At 61.8% G+C, this 14,815-nt stretch carries 13 protein-coding genes and 1 other RNA gene; 3 read left to right on the top strand and 11 right to left on the bottom strand.

Translation table 11 applies throughout. From position 1 onward, the window contains the following. Positions 1–45 precede the first annotated feature (45 nt). Positions 46–870 carry a DUF4190 domain-containing protein gene (locus Q4G32_RS13685; RefSeq protein WP_303352269.1) on the bottom strand — a complete coding sequence of 275 codons (825 nt, stop codon included), beginning with the start codon at positions 868–870 and terminating at the stop codon, positions 46–48. 334 nt (positions 871–1,204) lie between these two features. On the opposite strand from Q4G32_RS13685, the gene Q4G32_RS13680 reads away from it, so the two are divergent. Together Q4G32_RS13680 and Q4G32_RS13675 are read left to right on the top strand one after the other, a co-directional pair. Further along, positions 1,205–2,011 carry a hypothetical protein gene (locus Q4G32_RS13680; protein ID WP_368660404.1) on the top strand — a complete coding sequence of 269 codons (807 nt, stop codon included), beginning with the start codon at positions 1,205–1,207 and terminating at the stop codon, positions 2,009–2,011. Between the two features lie 162 nt (positions 2,012–2,173). Then, entirely contained in the window at positions 2,174–2,860 is a 687-nt protein-coding gene (locus tag Q4G32_RS13675) for a rhomboid-like protein (RefSeq protein WP_303352266.1), read from the top strand. 103 nt (positions 2,861–2,963) lie between these two features. Here the strand turns inward: Q4G32_RS13675 and ssrA are convergent. The 10 genes from ssrA to Q4G32_RS13625 all read right to left on the bottom strand — a co-directional run bounded on the left by ssrA (position 2,964) and on the right by Q4G32_RS13625 (position 12,614). Then, positions 2,964–3,333, bottom strand: a transfer-messenger RNA (tmRNA) gene (gene ssrA / locus Q4G32_RS13670). A 140-nt stretch (positions 3,334–3,473) separates the two neighbouring features. Then, complete coding sequence (smpB, locus tag Q4G32_RS13665; RefSeq protein ID WP_303352265.1) at positions 3,474–3,959, bottom strand: SsrA-binding protein SmpB; 486 nt, start codon at positions 3,957–3,959, stop codon at positions 3,474–3,476. Positions 3,960–3,996: 37 nt separating this feature from the next. After that, the gene (gene prfB, locus Q4G32_RS13660; RefSeq protein WP_303352264.1) at positions 3,997–5,118 is read right to left on the bottom strand and encodes a peptide chain release factor 2; all 1,122 of its coding nucleotides are present in this window, start codon (positions 5,116–5,118) and stop codon (positions 3,997–3,999) included. 138 nt (positions 5,119–5,256) lie between these two features. Further along, positions 5,257–6,036 carry an HpcH/HpaI aldolase family protein gene (locus Q4G32_RS13655; protein WP_303352261.1) on the bottom strand — a complete coding sequence of 260 codons (780 nt, stop codon included), beginning with the start codon at positions 6,034–6,036 and terminating at the stop codon, positions 5,257–5,259. Further along, positions 6,021–6,806, bottom strand: a complete 786-nt coding sequence (gene hpaH / locus Q4G32_RS13650) for a 2-oxo-hept-4-ene-1,7-dioate hydratase (RefSeq protein ID WP_303352259.1) — start codon at positions 6,804–6,806, stop codon at positions 6,021–6,023. Before hpaH ends, Q4G32_RS13655 begins: the two co-directional genes overlap by 16 nt. Positions 6,807–6,817: 11 nt before the next feature. Continuing rightward, on the bottom strand, positions 6,818–7,942 hold the full coding sequence (hpaD, locus tag Q4G32_RS13645) for a 3,4-dihydroxyphenylacetate 2,3-dioxygenase (protein WP_303352257.1): 1,125 nt from the start codon (positions 7,940–7,942) through the stop codon (positions 6,818–6,820). Between the two features lie 61 nt (positions 7,943–8,003). Beyond that, a complete protein-coding gene (hpaE, locus tag Q4G32_RS13640) occupies positions 8,004–9,527 on the bottom strand; it encodes a 5-carboxymethyl-2-hydroxymuconate semialdehyde dehydrogenase (protein WP_303352255.1) in 1,524 nt (507 codons plus the stop codon). Next, entirely contained in the window at positions 9,520–10,209 is a 690-nt protein-coding gene (locus Q4G32_RS13635) for a GntR family transcriptional regulator (protein ID WP_303352253.1), read from the bottom strand. The genes hpaE and Q4G32_RS13635 overlap by 8 nt, the downstream gene beginning before the upstream one ends. 1 nt (position 10,210) lies before the next feature. After that, the gene (locus Q4G32_RS13630) at positions 10,211–11,722 is read right to left on the bottom strand and encodes a fumarylacetoacetate hydrolase family protein (RefSeq protein ID WP_303352251.1); all 1,512 of its coding nucleotides are present in this window, start codon (positions 11,720–11,722) and stop codon (positions 10,211–10,213) included. Between the two features lie 166 nt (positions 11,723–11,888). After that, positions 11,889–12,614, bottom strand: coding sequence for an IclR family transcriptional regulator (locus Q4G32_RS13625; protein WP_303352250.1), 726 nt, complete (start codon positions 12,612–12,614; stop codon positions 11,889–11,891). A gap of 145 nt (positions 12,615–12,759) precedes the next feature. Between Q4G32_RS13625 and Q4G32_RS13620 the strand changes: the two genes are divergently transcribed. Continuing rightward, a complete protein-coding gene (locus tag Q4G32_RS13620; RefSeq protein WP_303352271.1) occupies positions 12,760–14,790 on the top strand; it encodes an FAD-binding monooxygenase in 2,031 nt (676 codons plus the stop codon). The last annotated feature ends 25 nt before the right edge of the window (positions 14,791–14,815 follow it).

Genomic DNA, 14,815 nt, shown 5'->3' with positions numbered 1-14,815 from the left:
GGTGGGGCGCCGTCGTTGTCTGTGTTGACGTGCGTGTGTGGCAGCTCAGGAGTTCTGACCCGGCGCGGGAAGGTTGTCCTCCAAGCACTGCTGATAGGCCGTCTGGTTCTGGTCATCCATGTACTGAGAAATGCACTCCTGCACCGCAGGATCCTGGAACATGGTCCAAGCCATGCCGCCAATGACCACCCAGAAAATCAGGGCAATGGTTCCCAGAACCAAGCCGATGATGTTCAACACCAGGCCCGTGATTCCCAAGCCCTTGCGGGAACCCTGGACCTTACGCGCTTTGACCAGGGCCACAATGGCAAAGATCAGCCCCAGCAGCGCCAGCAGGACCGTGAGGCCCAGGAAGAACAGCACAATGCTGATGCTGCCCAACACCACGGCGGCAATGGCCAGGCCACGACCCGGCGTGACCGGTGGGGCCACGTAGGGCTGGTCGTAGGGGTTTTGGTTGTTGCTCGGCCCGTTGGCGGCTGCGTAATAGTCCACCTGACCTGGACCGTACGGATTGTGATTAGCAGCGCCGTACTGATTCTGCACACTCTGCGGACCAGACTGGGCGTTGTTCCACGACTGGGCATCGGTTTGTTGTGGCCCCGAGTTCCAGGGCTGGCCGCCCTGACCCCCCTGACCCTGTGGACCCGCTTGATACGGACCCTGCCCGTACTGGCTACCGCGTTCGGACTCCGGCACACGCACTCCGTAGCGTGGGGGTTCGGCAGAAGGATCGTAGACATTGCCCTTGGGGCCGCCGTCGCGGACCGGCTGTTCTCCCGCCACGTTGGGGTCAGCACCCTGACCGCCCTGCTCTGAGGTCCAGTTCGCATTGGGGTCGTTGTTGTTCTGGGGACGTTCGTAGCTCACCTGCTGGGCCCTCCCGGACGCGGTTGTTCTGAACAGCGACTTTTCGCACTTGCACGCTGGCAGTCTTCCCGCCCATGGTCCCACATGGCGGGGATGGTCCACTATCAGGTCAGACTTTCCGTCGGGCTGATGTGGGCGGCCCGCTGCAAGAAACAGGGCTGCTTCCGGCACCTTCTGCTGCGGATATCATTAATGTTCAACGACTCACCCAGCCTTGGGCAATCCCCCACCCGTGGCCGAGAAAAGGACCCTGATGCCCGCTCCGACACCTCCCCATAAAGGTCCGCGCGCTTGCATCGTCTCCGGAGGTGACGAGATCCGATTGCGCTCTTACGTGAATCACTCCATTTATGCGCGCACGCACGAACTCGATTACCGACTTGAGTGTGGCCTCGACCGTGGCATCACCAACAAATTTTTCTACAAAACATCCATTATTCGCAGAGTTTTGCCTCTCTATGACTGGATCATTTGGATAGATGATGACGCATACTTTACAGACTTCGATCGAGACAACCTCAACGAATTCATCGACCAGGCCGAGCGCGGCGATCACTTCATGGTCATTGCCAACGGGCCAACCGAGCCCAACGGATTCTGGTCCCGAATAAACACAGGTGTTGTAATTTTCCGCAACGACCCCCGGACGGAAAACCTCCTGGACCTCATGGAGTCCAGTGACCTCGTGGACGTTCGCGCTTGGTGGGATGAGGCGGAACACGGCGTCTTCACCAACGGTGATCAAGATCAGATGTTGTGGGCACTCGAAACCACGGGGCTCATGAATGGGGTCCGAATCGTGGATCACCGCGAATTAAACTCTCGTGGCCACTACTATGATTCAAGCCTTGACGACGCCTTCGTCATGCACTTCTGTGGACACTTTGACAAGCAGCTTGGAATCGTGCGCTTTGCCGACCGCTTCAACATTGGTCACGAACTTGTGCCAGTCGAATTACTTGATGAGTTTTCTGTGAAAACTCGCAGCCCTATGCCCCACAGTGAGTACTTGGCACGAGCAGCACGGATGGAAGTTGTTGGCCGCTCCAAGAAACGCCTCCGCCCGTGGTATCACCGATACAAGGCCTGGCAGCAGTCTCGCCAAGACCAAGCCGTGGCACATACCGAGGCTTCCGGCTAACCCACCGCAATGGCATCAGCCGCGGCGGCTTGAGCCATCCCGGCCCGCATTCGCTGTAGCTGTCGCCGTTCAGTAAAGGTCAAAGTCCGAGCTTCACCGGTCCTCACACATGGCGCAGGCGCCACACGGTGTACAACCAAGGACCCGTGGTTCAATCATCACGTGAAAGCATCAACACCGGTTCGGTCCAGTGCTCGACGTCTCCTCAGAGATGTTCTGACCAGCGACATCGCCCTGGGCTACGCCGCCATTGTCCTGGGTGTTTTTCTGTTCCTGCGGCTCTACGCCGGCGGGGTACTGCAGGAATCTGTGGTAGCTGCAGCCAGCACCAATTTGGACAACCTTCAGGCGGACACCTTCACCGTCCTGCTCTACAGCGCGTTTGTGGTGGAAAATGCCTCCGGGTTGCTTCTCCTTCCGGTGTTGGTGGTGGCCTATTCCGTGGCCCAACACAGGCTGGGAAGACTCCCGTTACTGGTCACTCTGGCCATTGGGCATGTCTTGGCCACGCTGTTTGTGGCACCGCTGTTGGTGCACGGCATCCAGGCTGGGTTCCTCCCCCAATCCATCACCCACGTGACGGACGTTGGCTTCAGCTACGGTTTGGCAGCTGTCACAGGCTTGTTGGTCTGTACCATCCGTGGCCGCTGGCGGCGCGCGATCTACACGGTGTTGGTGATCCTGGCATGGTCCTGGGTGATCATCCTGGGCCCCATTCTTCACGTGCACCTGGTCCGCCCATCCTTCACGGACGTGGGTCACACCATTGCTCTGTTCACGGGTCTGGCGCTGTCCACTTTGCCAGGCAGCGGGCAGCGCGCAAGCCGTGCGCAGTTTGATACCCCATGAGCGCTGATGGGGTATCAAACTGCGCACGGTTTGCTGTCGCGGGCGGTGTCAACGAAAAATGGCCCTCCACATTGCCGTGGAGGGCCGTTTTCCCTTGTCAGAGACGTGGAGATGGGGGGAATTGAACCCCCGTCCGGTGCAGCGTCATCAAGACTTCTCCGGGTGCAGTGTGCGTATGATTTTCTCAGCCCTGGTCATCATGCACACCAGTGACCAACAGGCTCAGTCGCGTAAAAGTCCCCCAGCAGCCCGCGACGAACTACTGGAGCAGTGGCCCTCTAGCTGATGCTAGACACCGGGGCGAAGGCGAACCCGGGCTAACAGACTGCTGTCGCTGCTATCAGGCAGCGAGAGCGAAGTCAGTGCGCTTGGAATTGGCACTTATTGGTTTGCACAGAACGTTTACGAGATGACTGCACATTCTCGACCCGCTTCTCTCGATTCAACTCACACCGTCGAAACCGATCATCCCCATATGTGGTTGTCAACCAACTCCCGGCCGCTCCACACGGACCGAACCGGACTGTCCACTGTAACCCCACAACCGCGCGTGAAACAAGACCCGTCTTCTGCGCTCCTGGCAGAAACACCACGACGCCGCAGGGCCCGGGCGTCACCGCATGTTGCGGTAGCGCATGGCTCGCTGTGCCTCACGGTTGTCCTGAGCTTCCCGTAGCGACTGACGTTTGTCGTATTCGCGCTTGCCACGAGCCACTGCGATTTCACATTTCACCCGTTTGCCGTCCACAAAGTAGAGGCTCAGCGGCACGATGGTGAACCCCGACTCCCGAGTCTTCTGCTCGATCCGATTCAGTTCGGTACTGTGCAGCAGCAATTTACGACGCCGCTTGGCCGAGTGATTGGTCCAGGAACCCTGTAGGTACTCGGGGATGTGGACGTTCTCCAGCCACAACTCCCCGCGGCGGTCGAAGCCACAGTAGCCATCCACCAAGGAAGCGCGACCCATGCGCAGAGACTTGACCTCCGTACCCATCAGAGCGAGCCCGGCTTCAAAGGTGTCCAGGATTTCGTAATCGTGCCGAGCTTTTTTGTTGTTGGCCACAATTTTGCGGCCGTCGTCGTTCTGTTTCTTAGCCATTCTCCAGGCCTTCTTGGCCCACCTCCAAGGGGCGGGCTCAGTCGTCTGAGTTGTTGTTCAAGGCTCCCGCACGCCACCGGATGCCGGCGTCCACAAAGGCGTCGATGGCGCCGTCGAACACGGATTGGGGGTTGCCTTCTTCATGATTGGTGCGCAGGTCCTTGACCATTTGGTAAGGGTTGAGCACGTAGGAACGCATTTGGTCGCCCCATGACGCCTTGACGTCCCCGGCCAGTTCCTTCTTCTTGGCCTCTTCCTCCTGCTTGCGCTGCAGCAGCAACCGCGACTGCAAAACGCGAAGGGCGGCGGCGCGGTTTTGAATCTGGGACTTTTCGTTCTGCATGGAGACCACAATGCCCGTGGGGATGTGGGTCATACGTACTGCCGAGTCCGTGGTGTTCACCGACTGCCCGCCCGGTCCTGACGATCGGAAGACGTCGATCTTAAGCTCAGATTCCGGGATGTCAATGGTGTCATCCGATTCGATGAGCGGGATGACCTCAACCGCGGCAAAGGAGGTTTGACGCCGGCCCTGGTTGTCAAACGGGGAAATCCGCACCAGGCGATGCGTACCGGCTTCCACGGACAACGTGCCGAAAGCGTAAGGAGCTTTGACCTCAAACGTGGCGGACTTCAGCCCCGCCTCTTCTGCGTAGGAGGTGTCCAAGACCTTGGTGTTGTAGCCGTGGCGTTCGGCCCACCGCAGGTACATGCGCATCAGGATCTCGGCAAAGTCGGCCGCGTCCACGCCCCCCGCACCGGATCGGATGGTGACCACGGCGTCGCGCTCGTCGTACTCGCCGGAGAGCAACGTGGTGATTTCCAGCTCCGCCAAGGCTTCCTTCACGGATTCCAGTTCCTCGCCGGCCATGGCCAGGGTGTCGGCGTCGTCCTCTTCTTCAGCCAACTGAACCATGACCTCAATGTCCTCGATCCGCGTGGAGAGTTCATTGAGGCGTTTGAGCTCGGCCTGCTTGTGGGAGAGCTTGGAGGTCACCTTCTGAGCGGCCTCGGGATCATCCCAGAGATCAGGAGCCGCCGCTTGCTCATTGAGCTCAGCGACGTCAGCACGCAGCTGATCAATGTCAGAGACCTCCGCAATGGAGTCATAAGTAGCGCGCAGGTCACGGATTTCCGCGGGAAAGTCGATGGAGGCCATAACTTCACAGCTTAGTTCATGGGCGCAAACTCCCCACGACGCCGGCACCCACCACCCCGAGACGCCGAACGCTCACGCCACTCGGGTATCAGCGCCTGATCGGCGAGTGGCGTGAGCGTTCAGCCCTCCAGCTGTGGCTCAACCGATCCACTGGTCCGCGAGTGCACGGGTTCCCTGGGCCAGCACCGTGACGTCAGAGGTCACGGCCACAAAATCTGCCCCGGCCTCCGCGTACTTCTTGGCTTGGGCCGGATCGAAAGCATTGACTCCGACTCTCTTGCCCGCAGCCTTCACGGCAGTGAACACGCGCAGGACTGCGTCTGTGACCTCCGGGTGGGTCTGCTGGCCGATCAAACCCATGGACGCGGCAAGGTCGGCAGGTCCGACAAACACGGCATCCACTCCCTCAACTGCGGCGATCTCTGCAGCATTGTCCACCGCAGTGACGGACTCGATCTGCACGGTCAGGGAGACTAGTTCATGGGCCCGGTGCAGATAGTCAGGTACCCCGTTCCAGCGGGCCGAACGGGCCAGGGCACTACCGATCCCCCGCACTCCACGGGGCGGGTAGAACATGGCTGCTGCAGCCTGCTGCGCCTGTTCGGGTGTGTCCACCATGGGCACCATGATGTTCTGCGCACCCAGATCCAGCACCTGTTTGATGAACACGGTGTCCAATGACGGTACCCGTACCACCGCAGTGGCGGGATACGGCGCTGCAGCACGCAACAGCGAGGACATGGTTTCCAACTCGATGGGTGAGTGTTCGCCGTCGAACAGTATCCAGTCCACCCCGGAACCGGCCGTGATTTCGGCGGCCATCGGGGAACCGGAGCAGACCCACGAGCCCACCAGCGGACGGGTGGCGTCCGTGAGCTGATCGGCAAATGTGGGCGGCAACTCTAGACGAATCGGCATGTGATGGACCCCAGATCGTTGTAGTCGGCGTGCACGGTGTCCCCCGGCTCAACCCACATGGGCCGGGTGAAGGAGCCTGCCAGAATGACCTCTCCCGCCCGGAGGTGGTCGCCATGTGCCGCGAGCTTGTTGGCCAGCCACACCACCCCGGAGGCTGGATGGTTCAGGACAGCTGCGGCCACCCCCGATTCCTCGATGGTTTCATTGCGGTACAGCAAGGCACTGACCCACCGGAGATCGACGTCGGTCGGGTCCACCGGCCGCCCGCCCAGCACCATGGCGCCCAGCGCGGCGTTGTCGGCGATGGTGTCCACGATGGTGCGGCCCTCCATCTCGATCCGGGAGGACAGCACCTCCAAGGCGGGTACCACGTACTCCGTGGCGCGCAGGACATCAAAGATGGTGACGCCTGGGCCGTTCAGATCGGAGCCCAGCACAAAAGCCAGTTCCACTTCAATGCGAACATTGGAGTACTGCCCGTGCTCGATCACGGAGCCGTTCTCATAGATCTGGTCGGCAAAAATGATGCCGTAGTCCGGTTCCGTGATGCCCGTGGCCACCTGCATGACCTTGGAGGTCAGCCCGATTTTCCGGCCCGCCACACGGCGCCCGGAGTTTTCCCCACGACGCCGCCATTCGGCCTGCACGGCGTAGGAGTCCTCAATGGTCATGCCGGGGTATTGAGCCGTGAGCCGCCCGATCATGCTCCTGCTGGCCTCAGCCTGGGCCAGGTCATCGGCAATCTGACTCAGTTGATCCTGCTCCATCATCTGTGAGCCCCTTACAACTGGTGGCCGAGCTTGTACTCGCCCTGCTTCCACTCGGGCATGGAGGCTTCTCCTTCGTCAGCACGGGTGTAGGAGAATCCATCGGCACCGATGGTCACCTCCATCTCCGAATCATCCGTGCGGGAGACAAGCGGTACGGGGTTGCCGTCCAGGTCCAAAACCGTGGAAGCCTCCGTGTACCAGGACGGCACCACGGGGTTGCCCCACCAGTCGCGGCGCTGGTTGTCGTGAACGTCCCAGGTCACCACCGGGTTGTCCGGGTCCCCGGTGTAGTAGTCCTGGGTGTAGATCTCCACGCGGTGACCATCCGGATCGCGCAGGTAGAGGTAGAACGCGTTGGACACACCGTGACGGCCCGGACCGCGCTCAATACGGTCTGACATGCGCAGGGCGCCGAGTTTGTCGCAGATGGCCAGGATGTTGTGCTTTTCGTGGGTGGCAAACGCCACGTGGTGCATCCGTGGACCATCACCACCGGTCATGGCGGTGTCATGCACGGTGGGCTTGCGGCGCATCCAGGCGGCGTAGGTGGTGCCGGCGTCGTCTTGAATGTCCTCGGTGACCCGGAAACCCAAGTCCTCCATGTACTTCACGGCCTTGGGCACATCCGGGGTGACCTGGTTGAAGTGATCCAGCCGGACCAGGGCACCCGGGGTGTAAAGGTCATAGCGCCAGGCAAGACGGTCCACGTGTTCGACGTCGTAGAAGAACTCGTACGGGAAACCCAGCGGGTCCTGAACCCGCACGGAATCCCCGATGCCCTTGGTGAAGCCTTCCGCCCGGCGCTCCACCCGGCAACCGAGCTCCCGGTAGAACTCCACTGCGCGGTCCAGTTCCTCCGGGCTGCGGACCCGGTAGGAAAAAGCGGCCACGCCGGCCTGCGGCCCCTGCCGCAGTACCAAGTTGTGGTGGATGAACTCCTCCATGGAGCGCAGGTAGACGCTGCTCTCATCCTCTTCAGTGACCACCAGGTCCAGGACGTCCACGTAGAAATCACGCGAGCGCTTCAGGTCCGTGACCACCAGCTCCATGTAGGCGCAGCGCAGGATGTCCGGCGGGGCAGCGGCGGGTGTGGGAATGGTGCTGGGTGCGGTTTGGGGTGTGTTGTTCGCGGTCATCTCAAGCATCCTTGCTGTGTTGACGGTGGTGGTGAAAGGAGTGTTGGTGTGAGAGCAGCGGTCAGTTCTGCTTGCCGAAGACCGGGTTGTGGACCTCACCCAGGTTGATGTGGACGGCCTGTTGATCGGTGTAGAAGTCGATGGAGCGGTAGCCGCCCTCATGGCCCAATCCGGAGGCTTTCACACCACCGAACGGGGTGCGCAGATCACGCACGTTGTTGGAGTTCAGCCAGACCATGCCGGCCTCCACGTTCTGGGCAAAGTTGTGGGCGCGTTTGAGGTCATTGGTCCAGATGTAGGCCGCCAGACCGTACTTGGTGTTGTTGGCCAGTTCCAGGGCTTCATCCTCTGTGTCGAACGGGGTGATGGCCACCACCGGGCCAAAGATCTCCTCCTGGAAGATCCGGGCCTCCGGAGCCACATCCACGAACACGGTGGGCTGGACAAAGTTACCTTCGGGGAAACCCTCCGGGCGTCCACCGCCTGCCACCATACGACCCTCAGATTTGCCCAGTTCCACGTAGGACATGACTTTCTCAAAGTGCTCCGGGTGCACCAGCGCACCCACCTCCGTGGTGGGATCCGACGGCAGACCGACCTTGACCCGCTGGGCTTGGGCGGCATAGCGCTCCACGAATTCGTCGTACACATCCCGCTGCACCAGGATGCGGGAACCGGCGGTGCAACGCTCACCGTTGAGGGAGAACACGCCAAAAATGGTGGCGTCAATGGCCGCGTCCAGATCGGCGTCAGCAAAAACGACGGCGGGCGACTTGCCCCCCAGCTCCATGGACAGCCCTTTAAGGAAGGGCGCTGCATTGCCAAAGATGATCTGCCCGGTCCGGGATTCGCCCGTGAAGGAGATCAGCGGGACATCCGGGTGTTTGACCAGGGCATCGCCGGCATCTTCACCGAACCCGTTGACCAGGTTGAACACCCCGTGCGGCAGCCCGGCCTCTTCAAAGATTCCGGCCCACAGAGAGGCAGACAGCGGGGTGAACTCGGCGGGTTTGAGCACCACGGTGTTGCCCGTGGCAATGGCCGGTGCCAGCTTCCAGGACTCCAACATGAACGGGGTGTTCCAGGGTGTGATCAGCCCCGCCACGCCAATGGGCTTGCGATTGACGTAATTGGCCTGACGCCCGGGAACCTTGTATGCGTCGTCGATCTGGGCCACGATCAGGTCCGCGAAGAACCGGAAGTTCTCCGCCGCACGGCGCGCCTGCCCCAGAGCCTGTTTGATGGGCAGGCCGGAGTCATAGGACTCCATCTGTGCAAGCACCTGCTCGCGGGACTCCACAATGTCGGCGATCTTGTTCAGCACCCGCGAGCGCTCACGCGGGAGCATCCGCGGCCACGGGCCTTCTTCAAACGCCTGCTTGGCGGCGGCCACGGCGGCGTCGATGTCCTCTTTCTTGCCCGCAGCAGCCTGGATGTAGGTCTGGTTGGTCACGGGGTCAATGACGTCAAAAGTCTTGCCCCCGATCGAATCCACAAAGGCACCGTTGATGTAGTGCTGGATACGCTCGGGCAGGTCGTGTGGCTGCGCGTGATCGGCGGCGGCAAGGGACTGGTTTTCAGGCACGGGGGTCCTCCTGGCTGTTGAGGTAGCTACGCAGGGTGTTGGTGCGGTGTTCACGAGCAGCTTGTTCGATCTGCTGCGCCGGAGCACCGGATTCGATCAAGGTCAAAATGTGGGTGTGTTCCTGGACGGATTCGCGGGCGCGCTCCGGAACAAAGGTGAAGGTGGAATCCCGCAGGTGCCCCAGCCGCTCCCATTCGGCATTGACCAGTTCGTTCAACCGTTCGTTGGGGCAGCGGTCAAAGAGCACGCTGTGGAACAGATGGTTGGTTTCGGTGAACTCGTGGGGATCGAATGAGTCCAGGGAGGCCTCCATCCGAGCATTGAGCTCTTTGGCGCGGGCCAAGTCCTCTGCCCGGATGTGAGGTGCTGCCATGGCGGTGGCCGCCCCTTCCAACACCCCCAGGGATTCCATGGAGGCCCGGTAGCGGGAGGGATCGACCATGGAGACGTGGGCTCCCACATTGCGGGTGAAGGTCACCAGACCTTCGGCCTCCAACTGCCGGATGGCTTCACGGACCGGGACCACGCTCATGTCCAAGTCGGTGGCTATGGTGCTCAACACCAGTCGGTAGCCCGGGGCGAACTCCTGGGTGGAGATCCGTTCTTTGATCCACTGGTAGGCGGTTTGCGCTTTGCTCAAGCTGCCTGCCGCCGCGTGAGACCCTGCGGTGGTTGTGGTCATCTCAGGACCGCCCCTCGGAATCGGTCGCAGCATCAGGATCGGGGACGGGATGTTCCAACAGCCACTGCTGGAACTTCTGCTTCCACTCCCCCGCCGGCGGGAACAGATTGTCCACGGGGTGCCCTTCGGCGACGCGGTCGAACACCCACGAGTCCTCGTGTTCCTTGGCCAGAGCCTCTTGGGCCACTTCCTGAGCCAGCGCGCGGGGGATGACCACGACGCCGTCGTCGTCGCCCACGATCACATCCCCCGGGATCACCGCGGTGTTGCCGCACCCGATGGCGGTGTCCGATTCCCACGGCACGTGCTTGCGGCCCAGCACTGCCGGGTGATTGGTCCGCGAAAACACCGGAAGGCCAATCTCTGCCACAGCCGCGCTGTCCCGCACACCGCCGTCGGTGACCACCCCGGCAGCACCGTTGTACTTGGCACGCAGCGCCAGGATGTCGCCCAAGGTGCCCGAGCCGGATTCGTTGCGGGCTTCGATGACCAGCACCTCACCGGGGCCCACAGCATCGAACGCGCGCTTTTGAGCGTTGTAGCCGCCGCCGTGGCTGGCGAACAGATCCTCCCGCCCCGGCAGGAAGCGCAGGGTCTTGGCAACGCCCACCATTTTGGTGCCCGGCTCCATGGGATGCACACCTTCAATGATCACTTGGTTCAGCCCACGCTTGCGCAACTGAGCGGAGATGCCCGCAGTGGGCGCAGCCATCAACTGAGCGTGAAGCTCCGCAGGCAATGCGGAGGACTCCTCCGCCAGACCTGCGGCTTTACGGGAGCCCCAAGCGTCCTCCCGCTGGGCATCATCCACCACGGGGGCGGAACCGATGCTGGGATCAAAATCCCCCGGGCCATCAATCACCGTGGTCACCAACCGCCCGGAGCTCGGCGCTCCTTGGACCTGCGGGGCATCCACTTCAACTTCGACGACGTCGCCGGGGCCGATCACCGAGGACCCCGCAGGTGTGCCCGTGAGAATCACATCCCCAGTGTTCAAGGTCATGTGCTGGGAGAGATCTGCAACAAACTGGTCCAGCGGGAAGATCATGCGGTCAGCGGCAGTGGTGTCTTCCTGGACCAGAGTGCCATTGACCCAGGTGCGCACCCGCAAATCATGCGGGGAAACGCCACGGGCATCCATGAGGTGTGGGCCCACAGGGGTGTATCCGTCGCGCCCCTTGGAGCGCAGGTTGGAGCCCTTGTCCGGTGCCCGGTAGTCGTAAATACCCAAATCGTTTGCGGCGGTCACAAACGCCACATGGTGCCAAGCCTGCGCCACAGGGACGCGGCGCGCGGGTTCACCGATGATCAGCGCAATTTCGCCCTCGAAAGCCAGGAGCTCGGTGCCGGCGGGGCGCTCCACCGTGGAACCGGAACCCGCCACCGAACTGTTGGTCTTCAAGAAATAGGACGGCTGGGCTGGACGCCGTCCGCGCTGAGCGGCCCGGGATTCATAAGCCACGTGAACCGCGATCACCTTGCCGGGTTGAACGGGTGCTGGTGTCTCAACCATGCTGCGCCTCTCCTGGTGGCTTGCCGATTCCTGCCGCGAGTGCGTCGCGCATGACCACGGGGGCAGTGCGTGAGTGCTCACCAACAGGCTTTTCGAGGATCGTATATGATCTGCCGAGGCTCAACAAGTAGCGCAGGTCACATTGCCGCAGCAACTTCATCAATCTTCACAGTGACTCCATCAAGGCTCCAGCCGCAGCACGCAGCACTTCCACCCGCACCTCCGTGCGTTGATCCGTACCCACAGACAGGGAAGCCACCGCACCTGTTCGACCGTCCGGCAACCGGAGGGGTACCGCCACGGCGTGCAGTCCAGCAATCACTTCATCTGAAGTTTCCGCCCAGCCCCGCTGCGCCACCTGATGCACCTGCTCCCTCAGACTGGAGTTCCCGGCCAGCTCAGACGGCCAGTCCTTTTCTGCGAGTTGGGACAGAATGACCCTGCCGGTGGCCCCTCTGGTGATGGAATGCCTGGTCCCGGGACGCTGAGCCACCACCGCCACCGCACGGGGCGGCTCCACGCTGGCGATGGTCACCGCCTCATCACCATCTTGCAGCGCCACAAAACAGGTCAGTCCCAGCGCTTGCGCACTGGTGCGCAGCACGGGGATTGCCACCGCACGCAAATCCACCTCCACACCGGCCGCCAAAGCCGCCAGGCCGAGCCCCAGACCCAACGCCCCACCGGGTGTGCGTTGCACCAAACCATGCCCCTCCAGTGTGCGAATCAACCGATAGACCACGGAGCGATGCACACCGAGGTGAGCTGCGACGTCGTCAATACCCAACGGCGCACCGGCCGTGGCAAGGACTTCCAGGATTTGAATGCCGCGGCTCAAAGTCTGGGAACCCACCACGGACTTGGCTGCACCGGCGGTTTGACGTTCCACCATTTCAACTCCACTTCGGCCGCGGCAATACCAACAAGAACCTCTTGTTGCACACCGGTGACCCATATATGATCCAGTTCACAATTCGATATTCAACAATCATGTTCCATTATCGAACTCGCTCGCGCAAGAGGTGCCTCACATGACCATGCAGTTTCACCACCACGGTTACGTTTCCACTGACCCCAGGATTGAATCGGCCAGGGGCCACGGTGTGGACCGACCCACTGAGCTACCGGAGGTCATGGATGTCTTGATCGTGGGCACGGGACCAGCCGGAATGATGACCGCAGCGCAACTGTCCCAGTTTCCCGGTGTGAACACGCGCATCATTGAAAAACGCCCCCACCGGCTGGAAATCGGCCAGGCGGACGGCATCCAGGCCCGCAGCGTGGAGACCTTTCAGGCCTTCGGTTTTGCCAACCGGTTGATTGACGAGGCCTACCACATCACCGAAATGAACTTTTGGAAGCCGGACCCCGCCAAGCCGGAGCACATCAGGCGCGCAGCACGCACCTTGGATGATCCGAATGGCGTGAGCGAGTTCCCACACCTGATCGTCAACCAGGCCCGCATTCTGGATTATTTTGCGGAGTTTGCCCTGCTGTCCCCGGGCCGGGTGCAACCCGATTACGGCATCGAATTTGTGGATCTGACCGTTCACGATTCCGGCGAACACCCCGTGGAGGTGACCGTCCGCCACACGGCAGGCCCCCGCCAGGGTCAGGAGCGCACGGTCCGCGCCAAGTACGTGGTGGGCTCAGACGGCGCCCGCTCCGGGGTGCGATCCTCCATCGGCCGCAAACTCAGCGGTGACCAGGCCAATCACGCCTGGGGTGTGATGGACGTCTTGGCCGTGACCGACTTTCCGGACATCCGCACCAAGTGCGCCATCCAGTCCCAATCGGGTGGCTCCATCCTGCTGATCCCGCGCGAAGGGGGGCATCTGTTCCGCATGTACGTTGATCTGGGCGAGGTACCCCTGGAAGGCAGTGCCGCGGTGCGGGCCACCACCATTGAGCAGATCGTTGAGCGTGCCAACCAGATCATGGCGCCCTACACAGTGGATGTGAAAAACGTGGCCTGGAAGAGCGTGTACGAGGTGGGCCACCGCTTGACGGACGCCTTTGACGACGCCGGAGATGCCGGGACCGACGCTGATCCCCGCACTCCACGGGTGTTCATCACCGGAGATGCCTGCCACACGCATTCAGCCAAGGCAGGCCAGGGCATGAACGTCTCCATGCAGGACGGCTGGAACCTGGCCTGGAAGCTGGGGCACGTGGTGGAAGGCCGTTCACCCGCTGCCTTGCTGCGCACCTACTCCGGGGAGCGCCAGGTAATTGCCAAAAACCTGATTGACTTTGACAAAGAGTGGTCCACGCTCATGGCCACCAAGCCGGAGGATCTGGAGGACCCCTCCTATCTGGAGGACTTCTACGTCAAGACCGCCGAGTTCCCCGCCGGCTTCATGACGGAGTACCAGCCGTCCATGATCACCGGCAGCACTGAACACCAGGGTTTGGCCACCGGGTTTCCTGTGGGCAAACGATTCAAGTCGGCCCGGGTTTCGCGCCTGAGCGACGGAAATCCGCTGCACCTGGGGCATCAGGCCGTGGCTGACGGGCGGTGGCGGATTTACGTGTTTGCCGACGCCGCCCAGGTGCCGCTCAGCGCCGGGGACACCACGGTCGACGTCGCCAATCCAGCTGCCCCGGAGGGCTCGATGACCGGTGCGGACACCGCACCACCTGCCACCCAGGCCCCGGACCCAGCCTCCCGCGATCTGACTTCTGCAGCACCCGCAGCCCACGCCCTGGGCGAATGGTTGGCCACCTCACCGGACTCGCCCGTGGTGGCTCATACCGCTGGATTCGGCGGTGACGCCGACGACGACGCCCTGTTCGACATCCGTGTGGTCTACCCCGGTTCCCACCACGACGTCGACATCATCCAGGTACCGGAGATTTTCAAGCCCAAGGTTGGACCGTTCGGTCTGCGTACGTGGGAGAAGGTTTACGCGGAGCACCCGGAGGAGAGCATCTTTGCGGCCCGCGGTATTGGGACAGAGGGGGCGGTGGTGGTGGTCCGCCCGGACCAGTACGTGGCTGCGGTGCTTCCGCTGACCGACCACAAAGCGCTGACTGAGTTCTTCCGGCCCATCTTCACCTCCCTGTAGCAAAAGCCGTGCGCAGTTTGATACC

The sequence above is a fragment of the Kocuria sp. genome (assembly GCF_030538595.1).
Taxonomy (GTDB): Bacteria; Actinomycetota; Actinomycetes; order Actinomycetales; family Micrococcaceae; genus Kocuria.
The sequence above is the reverse complement of the archived record's forward strand: the minus strand, read 5'-3'. Positions and strand labels throughout refer to the sequence as shown.